13 protein-coding genes are annotated in these 19,578 nt (G+C 46.3%); 8 read left to right on the forward strand and 5 right to left on the reverse strand.

Going from position 1 to position 19,578, the window contains the following annotated elements:
• Positions 1–346: 346 nt before the first annotated feature.
• Together QZW47_RS28730 and QZW47_RS28735 are read right to left on the reverse strand one after the other, a co-directional pair.
• On the reverse strand, positions 347–2,548 hold the full coding sequence (locus QZW47_RS28730) for a PAS domain S-box protein (RefSeq protein WP_293135446.1): 2,202 nt from the start codon (positions 2,546–2,548) through the stop codon (positions 347–349).
• A 522-nt stretch (positions 2,549–3,070) separates the two neighbouring features.
• Positions 3,071–4,549, reverse strand: a complete 1,479-nt coding sequence (locus tag QZW47_RS28735) for a leucyl aminopeptidase (protein WP_293135449.1) — start codon at positions 4,547–4,549, stop codon at positions 3,071–3,073.
• A 189-nt stretch (positions 4,550–4,738) separates the two neighbouring features.
• Between QZW47_RS28735 and QZW47_RS28740 the strand changes: the two genes are divergently transcribed.
• On the forward strand, positions 4,739–6,943 hold the full coding sequence (locus QZW47_RS28740) for a transglycosylase SLT domain-containing protein (RefSeq protein WP_293135452.1): 2,205 nt from the start codon (positions 4,739–4,741) through the stop codon (positions 6,941–6,943).
• A gap of 297 nt (positions 6,944–7,240) precedes the next feature.
• On the opposite strand, the gene QZW47_RS28745 is transcribed toward QZW47_RS28740, so the two are convergent.
• Together QZW47_RS28745 and QZW47_RS28750 are read right to left on the reverse strand one after the other, a co-directional pair.
• A complete protein-coding gene (locus tag QZW47_RS28745; RefSeq protein WP_293135455.1) occupies positions 7,241–7,825 on the reverse strand; it encodes a PAP/fibrillin family protein in 585 nt (194 codons plus the stop codon).
• Between the two features lie 82 nt (positions 7,826–7,907).
• On the reverse strand, positions 7,908–9,584 hold the full coding sequence (locus tag QZW47_RS28750) for a glycosyltransferase family 4 protein (protein ID WP_293135458.1): 1,677 nt from the start codon (positions 9,582–9,584) through the stop codon (positions 7,908–7,910).
• Between the two features lie 389 nt (positions 9,585–9,973).
• Here QZW47_RS28750 and QZW47_RS28755 point away from each other — a divergent pair, with 389 nt between their 5' ends.
• Together QZW47_RS28755 and mraY are read left to right on the forward strand one after the other, a co-directional pair.
• On the forward strand, positions 9,974–10,213 hold the full coding sequence (locus QZW47_RS28755) for a DUF3134 domain-containing protein (RefSeq protein WP_293135461.1): 240 nt from the start codon (positions 9,974–9,976) through the stop codon (positions 10,211–10,213).
• Positions 10,214–10,497: 284 nt separating this feature from the next.
• The gene (gene mraY, locus QZW47_RS28760) at positions 10,498–11,613 is read left to right on the forward strand and encodes a phospho-N-acetylmuramoyl-pentapeptide-transferase (RefSeq protein ID WP_293135464.1); all 1,116 of its coding nucleotides are present in this window, start codon (positions 10,498–10,500) and stop codon (positions 11,611–11,613) included.
• A gap of 122 nt (positions 11,614–11,735) precedes the next feature.
• On the opposite strand, the gene QZW47_RS28765 is transcribed toward mraY, so the two are convergent.
• Positions 11,736–12,107 carry a hypothetical protein gene (locus QZW47_RS28765; RefSeq protein WP_293135467.1) on the reverse strand — a complete coding sequence of 124 codons (372 nt, stop codon included), beginning with the start codon at positions 12,105–12,107 and terminating at the stop codon, positions 11,736–11,738.
• Between the two features lie 112 nt (positions 12,108–12,219).
• Between QZW47_RS28765 and QZW47_RS28770 the strand changes: the two genes are divergently transcribed.
• The 5 genes from QZW47_RS28770 (at position 12,220) to QZW47_RS28790 (ending at position 19,232) form a co-directional block, all read left to right on the forward strand.
• Positions 12,220–12,927, forward strand: coding sequence for a L,D-transpeptidase (locus QZW47_RS28770; RefSeq protein ID WP_293135470.1), 708 nt, complete (start codon positions 12,220–12,222; stop codon positions 12,925–12,927).
• 362 nt (positions 12,928–13,289) lie between these two features.
• Positions 13,290–14,300: a glycosyltransferase gene (locus tag QZW47_RS28775; RefSeq protein WP_293135472.1), complete on the forward strand. Its 1,011-nt coding sequence runs from the start codon at positions 13,290–13,292 to the stop codon at positions 14,298–14,300.
• Positions 14,301–14,678: 378 nt separating this feature from the next.
• Entirely contained in the window at positions 14,679–16,538 is a 1,860-nt protein-coding gene (locus QZW47_RS28780) for an NAD(P)H-quinone oxidoreductase subunit F (protein WP_293135474.1), read from the forward strand.
• A 104-nt stretch (positions 16,539–16,642) separates the two neighbouring features.
• On the forward strand, positions 16,643–17,362 hold the full coding sequence (locus QZW47_RS28785; protein ID WP_293135476.1) for a carbonic anhydrase: 720 nt from the start codon (positions 16,643–16,645) through the stop codon (positions 17,360–17,362).
• Positions 17,363–17,711: 349 nt separating this feature from the next.
• Positions 17,712–19,232 (forward strand): NADH-quinone oxidoreductase subunit M, encoded by a 1,521-nt coding sequence (locus QZW47_RS28790; protein ID WP_293135478.1) that lies wholly within the window; start codon positions 17,712–17,714, stop codon positions 19,230–19,232.
• The last annotated feature ends 346 nt before the right edge of the window (positions 19,233–19,578 follow it).

Below are 19,578 nucleotides of genomic sequence, written 5' to 3' on the forward strand. Positions count from 1 at the left end.
GGCTTTTAACAATCAGGAAAAGCTATATTTCGCCCAAACAATATGAGCAAAATTTATCAGGTCAAGGTAATCGCAAATTCACTCATCTTTGTAAATGCCGTTTTCTGACTTTTTCAGCAAGCCCTACTTAAGAAATTAGTCAAAAAGCCTTAAGTAAACCGTATTGAATTATTGGTATTCAATTTTTTTTCTTAAATCCCCAGTCTTTGCGATTGCTTCACTACGTTCGCAATGACGGTAAACCTCTTACATTCATTGGCTTTCAATTTCTTTAAATATCTGCGTTTATCTGTGTTTTTATGCCTGACATCTGCGGTTTTTGTATCGATTAAATACTTATGCAATATTACAAGGGAAGTTCGATCGCAAATTCCGTCCCTTCACCCAAAGCTGAACGGCAGATCAAGGTTCCGCTGTGTTTTTCCACGACAATTCGATAACTGATGGCTAACCCCAAACCCGTGCCTTTCCCCATCGGTTTTGTGGTGAAAAATGGGTCAAATAATTGGCGGCGCACGTCTTCTGTCATGCCGATCGCATTATCGGCAATGCGGATGCAAATAATATTTTTGTTAAGGGCTTCTGTGCGAATGCTAATAGTTGGTTTCCAGTCGCTATAACCAGATCGCCTGTTTTGTTTCCAAGCATCTTCCAAGGCGTCAATACTGTTGCCAATGAGATTCATAAATACCTGATTTAGCTGGCCTGCATAACATTCTATTAGGGGTACTGTACCGTAATCTTTGATTACTTTAATTTCGGGATATTCTGATCTAGCTCGTAGTTTGTTGTGCAAAATTAGCAGCGTGTTGTCTATACCTTCATGAAGGTTGGCAGGCTGCTTTACCGAGTCGTCTAAACGCGAGAAGTTTCGCAAACTTAGAACGATTTCGCGAATACGATCGGCTCCCATTTTCATCGAAGATAACATTTTTAGTAAATCTTCTTTCAGGAATTCTAAATCTATGTTTTCAATATATTCTTGAATTTCTATGTGTGGCTCAGGATAGTTTGTTTGGTAAAGTTCTACAAGCTGCAACAAGTCTCTCATATATTCGCTGGTGTAGGAAATATTGCCGTAGATAAAACTCACGGGGTTGTTGATTTCGTGGGCTACTCCTGCTACCATTTGACCGAGACTTGACATTTTTTCGGTATGAATTAGGTGCGCTTGAGTTTCTCGGAGTTCTTTGAGAGCTATTTCTATCTGCTGTGCTCTGTTGTTGGCGATCGCCTCGGAGAGCCGCAAAGCATCCTCGGCTGCTTTGCGCTCTGTCATGTCAAAAATGGCACCATTGAGGGATAAAATTTGACCCTCTGGGTTGAAAATAGCTTGACCTTTTTCTGAAACCCACCGCACGTTTCCATTGCTGTGAATCAAGCGATATTCGATCGCGTAAGGTTGTTTTGTCTTAATCGCCCGATCGACAATTTTGTCAATCTGCTCTACGTCATCGCGATGAACTATGCTAGGAAAAGCTTGCACCGGTTGCAGCATAAAGTTATCTGCCGGATAGCCGGAAATAGCGTCTATGCCGCTGCTGATAAAGGTTAGGCTCGATCGCCCCGCAGCACTGCAACGGTAAACCGCGCCGGGAATATTAGAAACTAATGATCTAAATTCTTGTTCCCTTTCCCGCAAAGCTGCCTCAATCCGCTTGCGATCGCTAATATCGCGAGCAAAGGCGCACTGATATTCTTTACCGTTAAATTGCCAATGGTCGATCGTAATTTCTACCGGAAAAATCCGACCATATTTAGTGATGTGGTGAACTTCAATATTAACGGAACCGCACCTTTTTAAGACTTTCCAGTGCAAATTCCAAGCAGTTTCGGGAAAATCGGGATTGATATTGTGCACACTTAGATCGAGCAATTCTGTGGCAGAATATCCCAATGAAGAGCAAGCGGCATCGTTGACATACAAAAATTTACCATCCGAGCCGATCCAGAATACCGCATCTGCCGATCGGTCGATCGCAAATTGAGCCAATTGTAACTTTTCTTCAATTCGGTGGCGATCGGCAATCTCTTTTTGTAACAGTTCGCTTAACGAACTGAGAGCTAAAGTGCGATCGACAATATCGTCTGTTGATGGTTTTGCCAATTCTGCTGTCTGGATATCATCTTGCTGCTGATTTTCTGCTACCTGTTGTAACGGCTGTTGTGGCAGATTTTCTGTGAGATTTAAGTCAGATTCGGCAAATGCTTTCGGCATCAGGGCGATCGCGAATGTGGCTAAGAGCAAAGAAATCACAGCACTTGCAGCTTTAATATCTACCGACAGCCAATAAATGGAATGCCAAAGCGTCCAAACTTGCGCCAATTGAGCAGCAGCGTCAGCCAACAAACCTACGGCAAATAACCGTGCAATTTTGCTCTGAGAACTTTGGCGAGTAAAATAAACTAAACATAGTGCCAGAGAGCAATAAGCTAGCGCCGTCAGCGAGTCAAAAACAGCGTACATTCGCAACTCGGCCAGCCCGTCGCAGTGGAGTGGGGAAGATACGGGGAGTGTTGAATTAAAAAATGTTAATAGTTGTTGCATAAAGTTCAAGAAAAAAGTTATTTGTACCCAATGCAAACCCATCAAATATAATTATTTGATTTCTGTCGTTGAAATATTTAGATAATTATATACTTTTTTCATTTTTTATGAAACAGCTATTTTTCCAGGCAATGTGGAAACTGTGTAGTTGTCAGGGATTTCTAGCGCTGGCGCGTCAGCCCTGAAACAAACCCAGTTTATACTATTTTTGCGATGATTAACGCTAAATATAGCCCTTCTCAGATAGATGAGGTATGACTGATAACTTATATAACCACTAAAGTAAGAGGGCTGAAGCCCAACTACGTCCGCGAACCTTTTTGAGAAAGGCTATATACGAATAAACCGGGTTTCTCACCCTGGTGCGTCAGCCCTGAAATTGTCCTCTCGTCTAGAATCGAAAATCGAAGAAAATCTTACAAGTTGTGAGCCAGGGGTTGACAACCCCTGGCTCAGAGATCGACTAGCGGATTTTTAAGGCAGCAAAAAATTCAATGTTTGAGCTGAGAAATCCACAATTAATTAAGCGCCACCCAATGCCAAATGCACCAGAGTCCGAACTCCAAAACCACTAGCTCCAGCACCGTTGTAGCCGTTTTCTTTGTCGTTCCAAACCGGGCCAGCAATATCTAAATGCGCCCAAGGAGTATCTTTGACAAACTGCTTCAAAAATAGCGCCGCCGTAATCGAACCGCCGTAACGAGGGCCTGTGTTTTTCATGTCAGCGTGCAAGGCTTTCAAGCCATCAAAATACTTCTCTTCCATCGGCATTCGCCAAAACTTTTCGCCTGCCAATTCTGAGGCGGCGACTATTTCGGCAGCGACGCTATCTTGAGGACTCCACAAACCTGCGATATCTTCGCCCAAAGCAACTACGCAAGCACCAGTCAGAGTGGCTAAATCGACAATTACGTCTACTCCCAATTTATCAGCAAATACTAAAGCATCAGCGAGGGTTAAACGGCCTTCAGCGTCGGTGTTGTTGACTTCAATTGTTTTGCCGTTGGAAGCTGTGAGGATGTCTCCAGGGCGCATGGCACGGCCGCTAATCATGTTTTCGGTGACGGCGCTGATAAAGTGAACTTCGACATCTGGTTTGATGTGTCCGATCGCCTTGGCGGCTCCCAAAGTAGCAGCAGCGCCGCCCATATCTATTTTCATCATTTCAATGCCGCTGCCCGCACCTTTGATGTTTAAACCGCCGGAATCAAAGGTTAATCCTTTGCCGACGATCGCAATTTTGCGACGCGGTGTGCCTGCGGGTTTGTAAGTCATGTGGATGAATTTCGGTGGCAAGTCGGATGCTTTGGCAACGCCGAGAAAGGCTCCCATGCCGAGTTTTTCGCAGTCTTCTTGCTCTAATATTTCTAATTCTAAACCGCATTCGGCAGCTAGACTTTGAGCGGTTTCGGCCATTGTAATCGGGGTGACATAATTGGCCGGCGCTGCGACTAATTCCCGTGCTAGAATGACTCCGGCTGTGATTTGGCGGGCGCGGGCGATCGCGCTTTCGGTACCGGCAAAACCGAGCAAGTGAATTTCTTCGACTTGCGGGCTTTGATCGTCGGGTTCCGATTTGAAACGGTTGTCTTGATTTAGGGAGAGTTCTACACCTTCGGCGATCGCACTTGCGGTAACATCCGGCGCGCTTTTCCACACCGGAAGGCTAATAGCGAGGGTTTGGCATTTCTCCTTTTTGGCTAACCGGGCGCAAACACCCGCAGCTTGCCGCACGGTGTCTAATTTTAAGTCTTCTGTTTTGCCCAAACCGACGATCGCAATTTTGCGAATTGGACTATTGCCGCCGACGCGGGTGATCGCGCTCTGGCCCGCTTTGCCCTTAAAATCTACTTCCTCAATCAGCTCTTTCAACGTGCCTGCAAGCTTTTCATCTAATTGTGCCAAGTCGCCTGCGAGCTCTAGAGCGTCCTCAAATAGACCAATTGCCAGGGCGTCTCCCGTCCAAGCAGAGGCGGGTGTATCGGTGACTAGAAATTCCATGTTTTGATTTACAGTTAGATTTTAGATTTTTGATTGTACTTTGTCGCTGGTGGTTTGTGCTTTTTCCTTGGTGCGGGTAAATAGATCGATCGCACAAATTCCCCGCTCCACATCAAAAGAAATTCTGGTACCATATCAGCCAAGTCCGCTGGCGATCGGTTGTTTATTGTTATTTTCTGAAATTTTCCCATGAATCAGCGACGGAACACCCGAGTTTATGTTTTAATCAGCCTTTCAGTTGGCGTAATGGCGATCGGATCTTTGCTCGCGGCAGCTTCATGGATGGGTGTCGGCCCCTTCCAGAAGGCTCAGCAGCCTCCGGATGCAGCGAATTCCGCATCGTCGGTTAAAATGCTGGTATCGCTGTCACCGAGCGATCGAGCCGCGAAATTGGTTGAACTCGCGGGCGATCGATCTAATAATTCAAATAACTTGCAGCAAATCTCCCCTCAAAGTCGCGCCCGCTACCTGCTGGCTGGCGATTTAATTCAGCAAGGAAACGCCGCCAAAGCATTAAAATTATTAGAAAATTTAGAGGCAGAATATCCGATTTTAGCCTCTCAAATTGCCCTAAAACGCGCGCAAGCTTACCAATTGAGCGGCGACAAAGGCAAAGCACAAAAAGCATGGCAAGAACTGCTAAAAAACTATCCCAGCGAGCCAGTAGCAGCCGAAGCTTTATATGTTTTAGGCAAGTCAAAACCGGAATATTGGCAGCAAGCAGTTACCGAATTTCCCGCTCATCCGCGCAGCGTAGAAATTGCCCAGGGCAAGTTAAAACAAAATCCCAATCAGCCGGAATTGATGCTGCTAGTAGCTAAATACGGTCATTATATCAAAGATTACGGCACCGTATTAGAACAACTGGTGCAGCAAAACAGCGCGGCTTTGAAACCAGAAGATTGGCAAGAAATAGCCTTTGGCTATTGGGAAAAACAAGATTACGGCAAAGGAGCCATTGCTTACGGAAAAGCTCCCCGCACCCCGAAAAATCTTTACCGCAAAGCTCGCGGATTGTGGCTCGACGGCAAAATTCCGGAATCTAGAATTGCCTATCAAGAATTAGTACAGGAGTTTCCCGATGCCGAAGACACAGGCTTGGGATTAATTCGGCTGTCGCGGGTGAGCGATCCCAAGGATGCGATCGTTTATCTCGATCGAGCGATCGGCAGTTTTCCCAACTATGCCGCCGAAGCTTTGCTAGATAAATCCCAACTGCTAGACAAAGCAGGCAGCGGTCAATCTGCCTCAGATACCCGCAAATTGCTATTGACAAAATACAACAATTCTGATAAAGCAGGCGAACTGCGTTGGACGATCGCCCAACAGTATGCCAAAGGCGGAGATTTCAAATCAGCTTGGCAGTGGGCCAGAGAACTAACCACCAACAATCCCGACAGCGAACAAGCAGCAGAAGCAGCATTTTGGGTCGGGAAATGGGCACAGCAACTCGGTCGCGAACAAGACGCCAAGACTGCATTTGAGTATACTATTTTACGCTATCCAGAATCATATTTCGCGTGGCGATCGGCCGTACTTCTCGGCTGGCCAGTAGGCGACTTTACCACAGTCAGAGATTTGTCTCCCAACGTAGTGCGGCCCCAAGGGCGCCCCGAACTAACCGCCGGCTCTCCTGCGTTGAAAGAACTCTATCAATTAGGTCAAGATAGAGATGCTTGGAATCTGTGGCAAGTAGAATTTACCAACCGCGTCGAACCAAGTATTGCCGAACAGTTTACTGACGGTTTAATGCGAATTGGAGTCGGAGACAATTTAGACGGCTTGTGGATGATTGGAAGTTTGCGCCAGCGCGACAAACCCGATGATAGAACCCAATACCTCGCCCTCAGACAGCAGCCTGCTTACTGGCAAGCACTTTATCCCTTTCCTTACTTAGAAAACATTACCAAAGGCTCGCAAGAAAACAAAATCAACCAAGTATTAGTAACAGCATTAATCCGGCAAGAATCGAGATTTATGCCCGGGATTAAATCATCAGTTGGCGCTACAGGTTTGATGCAGGTAATGCCAGAAACGGCTAGTTGGGTAGCCCAGAAAATCAATCTCAAAAAATATTCACTAGAGAATGTGGACGACAATATTAAACTCGGAACTTGGTATTTGGATCACACTCACGACGAATACAAGAATAACTCGATGTTAGCTGTGGCGAGCTACAATGCCGGGCCGAATGCTGTAGCAGATTGGTTGAAGAGGTTTAGCTTTAGCGATCCGGATGCTTTTGCCGAAAAAATTCCGTTTCCTGAAACGAAAGGATACGTCAAATCGGTGTTTGAAAATTACTGGAATTATCTGCGGATTTACAATCCCGAAGTCAATCAGTTAATGAGCGAACATTATGCGAATTCTCAGAAAAAAGCCAAGCCGCAGTAAATCTGGTGTGGGTGCATCTGGGTTGTGCATTTACAGTGCGAGCTCCTATAGCACAGCAAAGCTGTGTAAAAAGCGAGCTATAGGACAATACGGTTTACTTAAGATGGTCATTGCGAGGAACGCTCTTCGAAGCGATCCGAAGGAAAGCAATCGCAATCTCTATTTATCATCAGTTTTCCCTGTTGTTATTTCTTAAGTGAACTGTATTGAGCTATAGGAGCTCGCACTGTAAAGAAATATCCTTGTTGAAAAGCAGGAGATGCTCCCCGTTACTTATTGCACTGCACCAGCACAAAATCACTCTTTTGTCAACACAAAAACACTTCCTTCATTCCCGCGCCCGATCCGCAAATCCGCATCCAAATAAGTAATATCCAGCCATCCCTGCTGTTCCCGAGGCTCCAGCCGGAAATCTACAGCAGCAAACTTTTGACCAGACTCGATTTCCTTGATAAATTTAGCCGGAGATTCATAGCCGATCAATTTGCTCAAACCCAAGATCGATCGCTCAAACTTCACCTGTACCCGCCGTTGCGAAGTCGCCTCAAATCTCGCAGCCACGCTGACAATTCCTTCTAAATAAGGCAAGCCGTAAACTTCGGCAATGTTGTATATTTTAGATTCCTTGACGCGGATACATTGATAAATTTGCCCCAATTTCAACAACGGAAAACCGTCAAGATTCAGCAGGCCGCGGCTGGTGGTATACAATAACCGCCAATCGCCATCTAACAGCTCTGCGGCTTCCACAGGGCTAGATGTGGGGTTGTAATCTTCCAATTGGGCGATCGCGCTTAAAATCGCTTGCTTGTCGCTGGGAGTGGCCAGCAAACCGCGATTCTTACCAGCAATTATCTCTAATAGTCGTGATTTTTTAAGCATTTTTTTTATTCTTCAGTCGGCCCAGGCCGACTTCGTTTGTGTAGTTGCGGTTTCAACCGCCGAGTATTCTTGAACTAATTACCTATTTCCCAATGACTAAAATACCAAATTTTACCAGATAAAGCAGCGTCCGATAGAGAGATGCTGATTCTTCCTCGCTCGTGGCATAACGGCTGAGAACTACCCCGACGCTGACAGCACCTTGTTGCTCGATCGCCTTTAATATCTCCATCTGAACCTTAACAGAGATTCTCCTGTCTTGACCGAAGCTGGTAAACCAAATTGTTTGCAATTCCTTTAAAATTTGTGGTGTAGCGATCGCACTCAGCCTCAGCATCATTTCATTGCTTAAAGCTCCAGTCGAATAGTGGCCCAAAACCCGAAACGGATCGTCGCCCAGCGGATAAGGCGGTTTCCCTGGTTTCAAAGCAGCAGACTCCGGCGCCGAAACCCGAATTTCTGCTAATTCCCGCCACAACTGTTCGTAAGCCGCAATCACTACTTTCCAATCATAAATCTCCCTCGCCCTTTGTCTGGCATTTTCCCCCATCCGCTTTCTCAATTCAGGGCTTTCAATTAATACACACAAAGCGCGGGTGCAAGCATCAATATCGACTGCTGTAGCAAGGGAAGTGTGACCCATATAAGTCGGCCAATTCAAACTGCCATCGAGATAATTTAGCGCTAAATCCAAACAAGCAGAAGGCGGCGGGATGATTGTGGGAATGCGGAAGCCGTCGATTTCGTGGCGTACAGATTCTTTATATCCGTTCCAATCAGAGACAATCGCCGGCAATCCGTTCGCCATTGCTTCAATGGGCGTCAGTCCGAAGGTTTCTTGAATGTTGTCGGAAAGCGAAATGAAAATGTCAGCAGCCGACCAAATATTAATTCTAATTTCCGGCTCTCTGCCATCTAAAAAAATAGCATTCACCGAGGGACAAAAGATTTTTGCGCTATTTTTAAAGTCGGGTTCTTCTCTGGGATCTTCGATCCAGCCGGCTTGAATTAAGTGGATTTTAGCTTTTGTCTGTTGCGCCGCCCGTTCCAGAGCGAGGTACATTGGTACCGGATGAGCCTTTGCTGAAAAAGTCAATCGACCGACAAATAACACGACAATATCGTCGGGAGAAATGCCGAGTTCGCGGCGCTGTCGATCGCCCATCTCAACCGCTGCCACACCCTGCGGAAACGCGCCACAATCCACTCCTAGGGGAATTACGGGCAATTTGACCAAAATTTCCGGTTTACCGCCGTTGCGCTCGGCCAGATACTCAGACCACTCGGTCATCACCCCGAATACTGCTGTTTTCACAGCGTTAGACGTGCAGATCAGCGCGTCCCAAGGCTGTATGGGCGCAGTTATCAATTCGCCGATCGCCGCCATCACGTATTTTGTGCCGATCGTATGGGTAACGCCACAAACGCTGTAAGCCCGCTGATCGACGAATCTGCGCCCCCAAACCAGATTGGCAAGGGAGGGGTCAGGGCGATAAATTGTGCCCGGTTGAGATAGCAAATCCGGTCGTTGGGTGGGAATCCAGCGGACTTTCCTCGGTTGTTGCAGCCACGGTTGGATTTGCGAACAAAACTCCTGAAACGTTGCTGCGCTGTCTGCAAAACAGTATAGTCCGTCAGCCTTGCCGTGTTGAACCAAGCTTTTGAGAAATCCTTCTCCGGCTGAATGACGCCCCAGAAGTTTTTTTCCTCCTGTGTCGTAACCCTCTTTGTTGTATAAAACTGCTGCCGTTGTATCCATCCTGACATTTATTGTTCGAGAGTTGACTGAATTCGGCAGAGGGCTTTGCGGAGCGGGCTTTGAGGAAAAACCAGGAGACTGTTGTGCATCCGGTTCTGGCTAAAGGGCCGTGTATCCTGGGATATCTTGAATGCGATCGTCTCAGGCTAGGATAATTACGGCTAAAGAAGGATTGGCCAAAACGGATTTTAATGTTATCCTGAGGCCCATGCTCGGGCGAGTTCCCTTGCGGTATGCCATCCTATCCGATCCGGAACCAAACAGTGCGTATGGTATAATGCCCTAGCCCTGCTAAATGCCCGGGCTGCAAGCGCTCTATCGAAAGAGCTGTCAGCCGACAAGACATTACCTCTACTCGATCGCCTCTTTCTGTTTAGAAACCGAGAATCATGTACAACCCATCTCTGCGCCAAATCCCTCGCCACTTGCCTGCGGACGTAATTCCATTAAAGCAGCAATCATCTCTTTTAGACTGGTTGGAATCTAACAATCGCCTGTTAGCAAGGGATGTTCAAGAACCCGACTACCTGCACGAAGAAGAAATTTCTGAACTAATGGCAGTTGACGACAGTCCTTACGATGACTTAGAAGAAGAAGCAGAAGATGATGCCGGTGTAGGCGAGGAATAAGGCTAAACAGGTGAGTCGATTTTGGTTTTTTCGATTTTAGATTAAATTGCAGCCCAGCGAATCACCGGAACCCGAACTCGGGCGTTGCCCGCTCGCCAAAAAGCAGAATCTAAAATTTGAAAATCGTCGCTGACTTAAGTCTAGGGCTTGTACCCGCTTTTTGCGGGTGAAAGAATCAACCGGAAACAGGGAAGACAAACTAAGAGATTTCCCAATCTCCTGTATCGCACCCTATTCCCAATTATTAATTGCTTGCGCTCAAATGGTGTGTGTTGAGGAGTGGTATGGATAATTTTGTGGACGAGAAAGTCTCTTTTAGTATGCCTTTCAAACTTACGGGCAGGAATTTATTCCTACTGCTGGGTTTGGGGCTCGGGATTGTAGCGATCGGCTTAGATATAGCAGCGGGCAGATTTTTGAACTTGCCGACATCGCTATTTATGCCGCTAGCTGTTTGTGCTGTAGTTGCAGCCGGTTTGGGCTATATAGTAGTCCCCCTACTCCAGAAACTAAAAGCAGGACAAATAATTCGTGAAGACGGCCCCCAAGCCCACTTGAAAAAAGCGGGAACGCCGACAATGGGAGGCATTTTTTTTGTTCCCGTAGGAGTCGCAGTGGCTGTGCTGTGGTCTGGCTTTAACCCAGATGTTGTTGCCGTATCGGCTTTAACTTTAGCTTACGGTTTCATCGGCTGGATCGACGACTGGCAAATTCTGCGCCGCAAGTCGAATAAAGGTATTTCACCTCGGATGAAATTGGCTTTGCAAGTAGGTTTTGCAACTCTATTTTGTCTGTGGCTGATGTTCCGGGAACCAGGTATTTCTACGAGCATTGCTTTGCCTTTCGGTTGGGTATTGCCTTTAGGTTTGCTGTTTTGGCCTCTGGCGGGTTTTGTGTTGGTTGCTGAAAGCAATGCTACTAATATAACCGATGGCGTTGACGGGTTGATGGGAGGTTTGGGGGCGATCGCACTTTTAGGATTAGGTGCATCTGTAGCCTCAACTTCGCCAGAATTAATGATATTTTGTGCCTGCACCAGCGGCAGTTGTCTCGGTTTCTTAGCTCACAACCGCAATCCAGCGCGAGTGTTCATGGGCGATACAGGTGCTTTGGCTTTGGGCGGTGCGTTGGGTGCGGTAGCTTTATTAACAAATAGCCTTTGGATATTATTAATCATCAGCGGGATATTCTTTATTGAAACGCTGTCAGTAATTGCTCAGGTAAGTTATTACAAAGCTACAAAAGGCCCGGATGGTATCGGCAAGCGTTTGTTAAGAATGGCTCCGCTGCACCACCATCTAGAACTCTGCGGCTGGCTGGAAACTCAGGTGGTTGGTATCTTTTATTTAACTAACGGGGTGTTAGTGTTAATGATTTTGATGTTGACTGGCAACAGTTAACAGCGGATTAATAACAGACTTTACAGCATATGTAGCTGATGTTTTCTGCCATGTTAAAAAACAAATAAGATGCCCGTTCCACAAGAACTCAATGCAGTTGTGGAACGGGCATCTTGCCCGTTTTAGACTCGAAAAACAGGCAAGATGCCTGTTCCACTGCTTTTAAACTTAATACTCATCACAGGCAAGATGCCTGTTCCACTGCTGGGAAATTTAATACTCATCACAGGCAAGATGCCTGTTCCACTGCTGGGGAACTTAACACTCATCACAGGCAAGATGCCTGTTCCACTGCTGGGGAACTTAACACTCATCACAGGCAAGATGCCTGTTCCACTGCTGGGGAACTTAACACTGATCACAGGCAAGATGCCTGTTCCACTGCTGGGGAATTTAATACTCATCACAGGCAAGATGCCTGTTCCACTGCTGGGGAATTTAACACTCATCACAGGCAAGATGCCTGTTCCACTGCTGGGGAATTTAACACTCATCACAGGCAAGATCCCTGTTCCATAGTAACTAAATTCACTTGTGGAACTGGCATCTTGCCAGTTCCAAGCTCATAAGTTACAATTATGACAATTAATATCCCAAGTTAATGCAATGGAATTGAAAAAAAGACGGAACAAGATTTGGGTAATTGCTTCATCTGTCAGTGTTCTATTGCTAACTGCTAGCTCCTTTGTTTACTGGAAACTTGTTAGACTCGGTTATGCTGTTCCCATTCCCTACATTTTAGATGTTTTTTGCTTAGGCAACTGTCCGGCTGATGAGTTAAATGTTTTACACACTCAATTGCCATCAGATAATTTATTCAACTACGGCAAACCCCTCGCACAAATTTTAGGCGAACCGGATAAATTAGATAAAAGTAGAATTTCAATCCTGGTGGAAAAATCAAAATATAGGCTAACTGTATACGACAACAAAAAGCCAGTTAAATCTTATCCGGTTGTATTTGGTGCCAATCCCACAGGCGATAAACTAAAAGAAGGTGATTCGCGGACGCCGGAAGGAATTTTTAGCATCAAAGACTTTTATCCTCATGCAGCTTGGTCGAAGTTTCTCTGGCTGGATTATCCAACTAAACAATCTTGGCGAAAACATATCAAAGCTAAGCAAGCAGGTACAATCAAATGGTACGATAGCGTTGGCAGCGAGGTTGGTATTCACGGCGTGCCTGCTGATTCAAAGAAAATTATCAAAGAGCGATCGAATTGGACTTTGGGCTGTGTTTCGCTGGAAAATAAGGATGTTGAGGAATTGTATCAGTTTGTGCAAAAAGGCACGGAAGTAGAAATTATTCGATAACGGGTTCGTAGTAAGGAATGCCAGTCCTGATTGACTTCACAACCCGCAGATAGGACTGAAGTCCTCACTACAAACGGGTAAGATAGGACTGAAGTCCTCACTACAAACGGGTAAGATAGGACTGAAGTCCTCACTACAAACGGGTAAGATAGGACTGAAGTCCTCACTACAAACGGGTAAGATAGGACTGAAGTCTTCACTACAAACGGGTAAGATAGGACTGAAGTCCTCACTACAAACGGGTAAGATAGGACTGAAGTCCTCACTACAAACGGGTAAGATAGGACTGAAGTCCTCACTACAAACGGGTTCGTAGTAAGGACTTTAGTCCTGATTGACTCAACAACCAGCACAGAGGATTAATGAACAATCAGGAGTTTTTACCGATTGTTTCGGTTGTGGTACCTGTTTACAACGGCGAGACGGATTTGCCGGAATTAATCGAGTGTTTGCGATCGCAAACTTATCCCACAACCAGAGTAGAATATCTCTTAGTAGACAACAAAAGTCGCGATCGCACTTCAACCATCCTCGAAACATTATCATCTCCTAACCCCCCCTCAGTCCCCCCCTTGTCAAGGGGGGGAAGCAAGCAAAGTCAAATCACCATTCGCAATCTCAGCGAAAATACGATTCAAAGTTCCTACGCCGCCAGAAATAAAGGAATTCGCGCCTCAACAGGCGAAATCATCGCCTTTACCGACGCAGACTGTCGCCCCGAATCTCAATGGTTGGAAAATTTAGTCAAACCATTTGCTGACTTAGAAATAGGTATTACCTGCGGGGAAATCCTCGCCCTCCCCGGTAACAGTCTGTTAGAAAAACACGCCGCCCGCGAAAATACTTTATCTCAAAAACATACTCTCGCCCACCCTTTTTGTGCCTACGGTCAAACTGCAAACTTGGCTGTACGCCGAGAGATTTTAGCACGAGTTGGTTTGTTTCGCCCGTACCTGACGAGTGGTGGCGATGCGGATTTGTGCTGGCGGATTTTGCGGGAAACATCCTATCAAATCTATTTTGCCGAAAAGGCGATCGTCCGACACCGCCATAGGTCTACAATAAAACAGTTGCAAAGTCAATGGCATCGTTACGGCGAGTCGAATAAATATTTGCACCAACTCCACGGTGTCGATTTGATGCGAGAATTCACCACGGGGGAATATTTGTACCGACTGGCTAGGTGGCTGTTAAAAGAGTTACCTGTTGCTGCGACTAAATGTACGTTAGCGAAGCCCTCGAAGAGGATCGCCCGCGCCGATCTGGTAGATTTGTTAAATACCCCGATCGGTCTTTTAAATGTCAGGGCCAGGGCGATCGGACAGCGACAAGCCCAACTCCCAGAACTCGCTAGGGAAATTGAGCGACTTTAATCTTTAGAAGACGCTCGCGGTTGAAACCGCGTCTATACAGCCAAAACCCACTCGAAGCGGGTTGAAAACCTATGTGCTCCTCTCTTAGTCGGCGTCCGGCGGACATCGTTTGTGTAGGCGCGGTTTCAACCGCCGTCTGATTTTTGCTATAAGCACCGTTTATCTGTATATAAGTATGCCGAATTAGGAAATATGAAAATTTCCGGCAATACTTAATATAAAATTAATAAGTCTATATTGAAGCGCGCGGTTTCAAATCGACGAGAAACTCGCATTTACCCCCAAAATTTCTTTACTTCTGGCGAATGACCTCAGCCTTTAGGCGATCGAGATTATTCTCAGATTTTTAAATTTTTGTAACATTTACAGGTAGTGCCAATGGCTCAAATCCTACTCCAGACCGTTTGGTTTATACCTTGCTATCCACTCATCGGCGCATTTCTGTCGATACTGTGGTTTCCAGCAGTAACTCGCCGCACGGGGCCTAGACCCTCCGGTTACGTAAACGCCATCTTAACTTTCTTCGCTTTCGCCCACGGCGTCATCGCCCTGACAGCTATCTGGAACCAACCAGCGCAACAGCAGTTCATTCCCTGGCTGAATGTGGCAGGTTTAGACCTGACCATTCCCGTAGAAATTTCTGCTGTCACAGTCGGGGCGACAGTTTTGATTACCGGACTGAACTTTCTGGCGCAGATTTATGCAGTCGGTTACATGGAGATGGACTGGGGTTGGGCTAGGTTCTTTTCCCTGATGGGGCTGTTTGAAGCGGGGATGTGCGGCTTGGTGTTGTCCAACTCTCTGTTTTTCAGCTACATGATTCTGGAAGTCCTGACTCTGGGAACTTACCTGCTAATCGGGCTGTGGTTCAATCAGTCTTTGGTGGTGACAGGAGCTCGCGACGCTTTCTTGACAAAGCGTGTGGGAGACTTGTTTCTGTTGATGGGAGTAGTTGCAATTCTGCCACTAGCAGGAACTTGGAATTTTGACGAGTTGGCCGTCTGGGCTAAGACTGCAAACATCGACCCTACAGTGGCGACGCTGTTAAGTTTAACTTTGATTGCCGGCCCGATGGGCAAATGCGCCCAGTTTCCCTTGCACCTGTGGCTGGATGAGGCGATGGAAGGCCCTTTGCCGGCAACGATTTTGCGGAACACGGTGGTTGTGGAAACCGGCGCCTGGATTTTGATTAAATTGCAGCCGGTGATTGCTTTGTCGCCCGTGGGGCTGAAGACAACTATTATTGTGGGTGCTGCAACGGCGGTGGGTGCTTCCTTAATTGCGATCGCCCAAATTGACATCAAGCGCACGCTTTCCTATATAGTTAGCTCTTACATGGGCTTGGTATTTATTGCTGTCGGTACCGGACAAACCCAGATAGCCCTAACATTAATGTTTGCCTACACCTTGGCAATGGGTTTGTTGGTAATGAGCATCGGTTCCGTAGTTTGGAACAGTATCACTCAGGATGTCCGCTCTCTCGGCGGTTTGTGGCCAAAGCGCCCCATATCGGGCATATCGTTTCTTGTCGGCGCTGCTGGAGTGATTGGACTTCCGCCCTTCGGCTGCTTCTGGGCTTTATCCGAATTAGCAGGCGGGCTGGCTAAAACTCATCCTTCACTGTTAGTAGTAGTGCTGTTTGTCAACGGCGTGACTGCTTTTGGCTTAGTCCGCGTTTTTGGTTTAGTTTTCGGCGGCAAACCGAAGCAAATGACGGAACGTTCCCCGGAAGTTGCTTGGCCTTTTATCTTGCCGATGACTGTGTTAATGGGATTTACCTTGCACGTGCCGCACTTTCTGGCAGCGTGGCAATTGCTGCCTTTGGCAACTTTGAATTATACTGCCGCCGGACTGCTCGTTTTGTCAAGCGCGATCGGCATTGGTGCAGGAGCATTTATTTACCTCAACGACAAGTGGGAAAAACCAGTGCGAATTGGTTCTCAAGCCGTGCAAGACTTTTTTGCCTACGACTTTTACACCGCCCAACTTTACCGCGTGACAGTAATATTTGCAGTCGGTCTGGTTTCCCAAATCATATCCTGGTTCGATCGCAATATTGTTGACGGATTTGCAAACTTAATCGGTTTTGCCACAGTTTTCGGCGGGCAGAGCCTCAAGTACAACGTTAGCGGTCAAACTCAATTTTATGCCCTGACAATTCTGTTCGGAGTTGCACTCTTGGGACTGCTAGTAAGCTGGCCTCTGTTGGCTCGCTTATCGCTGATTGTTGGCGGGTAAAGAGATATAACGTTAAAGATTTTAGGTGACAGTTTGAACCTAAAATCTTAAATAAATGAAATCTCGAACAAAGATTTCAAACTTTCTCTAACCACGCAGCATAAATGAAAGACAAAAACAGACAAGTAAATCTTTCCCGGCGCAACTCCCTCAAATTTGTCGCAGGAGCAATAGGTACAGGAATACTAGCAGCACGAGTAGGCGTTGATGTGGCTGCACCGGCACCAGCAATTGCTCAAAATGACTTAACCCCCGATGCAGCGCTGAAAAAGTTAATGGAGGGGAACAAGCGATTTGTTGACAGAAAACGCCAAAGTCCCAACCAAGACTTACCCCGCCTCGTCGAAGTTGCTAAAGCTCAAAAACCTTTTGCTGCTGTTCTCGGCTGTGCGGATTCTCGCTTTCCTTCAGAGATTATTTTCGATCAGGGATTGGGAGATTTATTTGTCTGTCGCGTTGCAGGAAATATAGCTACTCCAGAAGAAATTGGCAGCTTGGAATTTGGCACGCTGGTACTGGGAGCAAAAGTCTTGGTGGTAATCGGGCATAAAAGATGCGGTGCTGTAGATGCAACCATCAAAGGCGCTCAAGTTCCCGGTCAAATTGGCAGTTTGCTAGAAGCAATTAGGCCTGCTGTTGAAAGCTCGAAAAGCCAAGCGGGCGATCGTCTAGAAAATGCCTCGAAAGCCAATGTAATCTTGCAAGCTAGAAGATTGAAAGCATCTCCAGTCATCTCTCAGTTAATTACTGAAAATAAACTGAAAGTAGTTGGCGGATACTACGATCTAGACACCGGTGCAGTCAATATTCTGATTGAGTCTTAAACAGTTGACAGTTGAGGGTTGGCGGTTGACAGTTGACAGTTGATAGTCGATCGCTGACTGCGAAAGCAGTCCGGTTCTGATATCATCAGTATGAATCATTACTATGCCGTCCTATATCCAAAGCAAATGTTTATTAGTTAGTTGTTAATAATAGCTATCTGCTAATAACTAATGACTAATTACTCGATTCGCCAGCGGGGACAGCACTGATGACTAATGACTTGTCAAAAGTCAGATGTAGGCTGAAAATTACAATCGATAATTGACTCTTAATAACTCTCAACTATTAACTCTCAACTATCAACTCTCAACTCTCAATTGATTCTTTATTCTTCATACCTAACAGATTATGCTTAGTGCATTGCTCTGGTTGCCCGCGTTGGGCGCTGCGATTGTCGGGTTCTTGCCCGGAAAAATGAATACGATGCGGCTGCGCTCAGTAGCCTCCGCCTTCGCTGCTGCTGTTTTACTGTTGAATATCTGGCTGCTGGCTCAATTTGACACCACCAATTCAGGCCTGCAATTTCAAGAATATTTGCCTTGGATTCCGCAATTGGGTTTGAGCTACAATCTAGGCATCGACGGCTTGTCTTTGCCGCTGTTAGTTTTAACCGGATTGCTGACGCTATTAGTCATCAACGGCACCGGGGAAAACATGGCTCGTCCCCAGCTTTACTACTCTTTGATTTTGCTAATCAATGCGGGGGTAGCGGGAGCTTTGATGTCTCAAAACTTGCTGCTGTTCGTTTTGTTTTACGAGCTAGAATTAATTCCTTTTTACCTGTTAATTGCGATTTGGGGCGGCAAGCAGCGCGAATACGCTGCGATGAAGTTTCTGATTTACACAGCAGTTTCGGGACTTTTAGTTTTAGCAGCATTTTTGGGTGTAGCTTGGCAAAGCGGCTCTTTAAACTTCGATTACAGCGCGATTACGACTCAAGACTTGCCCTTAAAAACGCAATTAATCCTGCTAACAATTCTGCTAGTTGGCTTGGGAATTAAAATTCCTTTAGTTCCCCTGCATACTTGGCTGCCTGATGCCTACGTCGAAGCTTCGCCAGCAACTGCAATTCTGTTGGGAGGTGTGTTGGCGAAGTTGGGAACTTACGGTTTAATCCGGTTTGGTTTGCAGATGTTCCCCGAAACTTGGTCGATTGTCGCTCCGGGTTTAGCGATAATTGGCACGGTGAGCGTGATGTACGGTGCTTTGAGCGCGATCGCCCAAAAAGATATCAAGCGCATGGTAGCCTATAGTTCGATCGGGCATATGGGCTACATCCTCGTCGCCTGCGCCGCCGGCACCAAACTCGCCTTAATCGGCGCTGTCGGGCAAATGGTAAGCCACGGCTTGATTTTAGCCTTACTGTTTTATCTCGTAGGCGTCATTGAAACCAAAGTCGGCACGCGGGATTTAGACGTACTCAATGGCTTGATGAACCCGATGCGCGGTTTACCGACAGCAAGTTCGCTGTTAGTTTTGGGCGGCATGGCAAGCGCCGGCATTCCCGGTTTAGTCGGTTTTATCTCCGAATTTTTAGTATTTCAAGGCAGTTTCTCAGCATTTCCAATTCCGACTTTACTTTGCATTTTAGCCTCCGGGTTAACAGCAGTTTACTTCGTAATTCTGCTCAACCGCACCTGTTTTGGAAAGTTGGACAACGCCACGGCTTACTATCCTCCAGTTAAGTTTGCCGAAAATATGCCAGCGCTAGTTTTAGCCGCGATCATTTTCTTCTTGGGAATCCAGCCGGTGTGGCTGCTTAAGTGGAGCGAATCTACTACAAATGCGATGGCAGTAACTCTATCAACAGGCAGATATTCTCAAGTAGCTGTCAGCAATCAGCATGATAAATTAGTCAGTAGTCAGTAGTCATTAGACAAGATTGCATTCATTCACTCTCTTATCTTGAAACTATCTGCGTCAATCTGTGTTCATCTGCTTGAAATCTGCGGTTACTGTATTAATCCAAGATTCAGTGGTCATTCGTCATTAGTCATTGGTCATTAGTTATTGGTCATTAGGAACGAAAATTAAATAACTTAAACACCTCCGATTTTTCGAGTTCCCAGGCTCTGCCTGGTAACACATATTCGGAGGCTCTGCCTCCTTTCCCCTCGACACTTCTGAAAGAGAGAGGAATGTGGAACAGAGGTATTTAAGTTATTTAATTGTCATTCCTCAGTCATGAGTCATCAGTCATCAGTCATTAGTCATT

This window comes from Microcoleus sp. bin38.metabat.b11b12b14.051 (assembly GCF_013299165.1).
Lineage (GTDB): Bacteria > Cyanobacteriota > Cyanobacteriia > Cyanobacteriales > Microcoleaceae > Microcoleus.

Bases quoted from the DNA above. Each gene is read 5' to 3' on its own strand.
- QZW47_RS28730 (WP_293135446.1), bottom strand. From the start codon at position 2,548: ATGCAACAACTATTAACATTTTTTAATTCAACACTCCCCGTATCTTCC.
- QZW47_RS28735 (WP_293135449.1), bottom strand. From the start codon at position 4,549: ATGGAATTTCTAGTCACCGATACACCCGCCTCTGCTTGGACGGGAGAC.
- QZW47_RS28740 (WP_293135452.1), top strand. From the start codon at position 4,739: ATGAATCAGCGACGGAACACCCGAGTTTATGTTTTAATCAGCCTTTCA.
- QZW47_RS28745 (WP_293135455.1), bottom strand. From the start codon at position 7,825: ATGCTTAAAAAATCACGACTATTAGAGATAATTGCTGGTAAGAATCGC.
- QZW47_RS28750 (WP_293135458.1), bottom strand. From the start codon at position 9,584: ATGGATACAACGGCAGCAGTTTTATACAACAAAGAGGGTTACGACACA.
- QZW47_RS28755 (WP_293135461.1), top strand. From the start codon at position 9,974: ATGTACAACCCATCTCTGCGCCAAATCCCTCGCCACTTGCCTGCGGAC.
- mraY (WP_293135464.1), top strand. From the start codon at position 10,498: ATGGATAATTTTGTGGACGAGAAAGTCTCTTTTAGTATGCCTTTCAAA.
- QZW47_RS28765 (WP_293135467.1), bottom strand. From the start codon at position 12,107: ATGAGTGTTAAATTCCCCAGCAGTGGAACAGGCATCTTGCCTGTGATG.
- QZW47_RS28770 (WP_293135470.1), top strand. From the start codon at position 12,220: ATGGAATTGAAAAAAAGACGGAACAAGATTTGGGTAATTGCTTCATCT.
- QZW47_RS28775 (WP_293135472.1), top strand. From the start codon at position 13,290: ATGAACAATCAGGAGTTTTTACCGATTGTTTCGGTTGTGGTACCTGTT.
- QZW47_RS28780 (WP_293135474.1), top strand. From the start codon at position 14,679: ATGGCTCAAATCCTACTCCAGACCGTTTGGTTTATACCTTGCTATCCA.
- QZW47_RS28785 (WP_293135476.1), top strand. From the start codon at position 16,643: ATGAAAGACAAAAACAGACAAGTAAATCTTTCCCGGCGCAACTCCCTC.
- QZW47_RS28790 (WP_293135478.1), top strand. From the start codon at position 17,712: ATGCTTAGTGCATTGCTCTGGTTGCCCGCGTTGGGCGCTGCGATTGTC.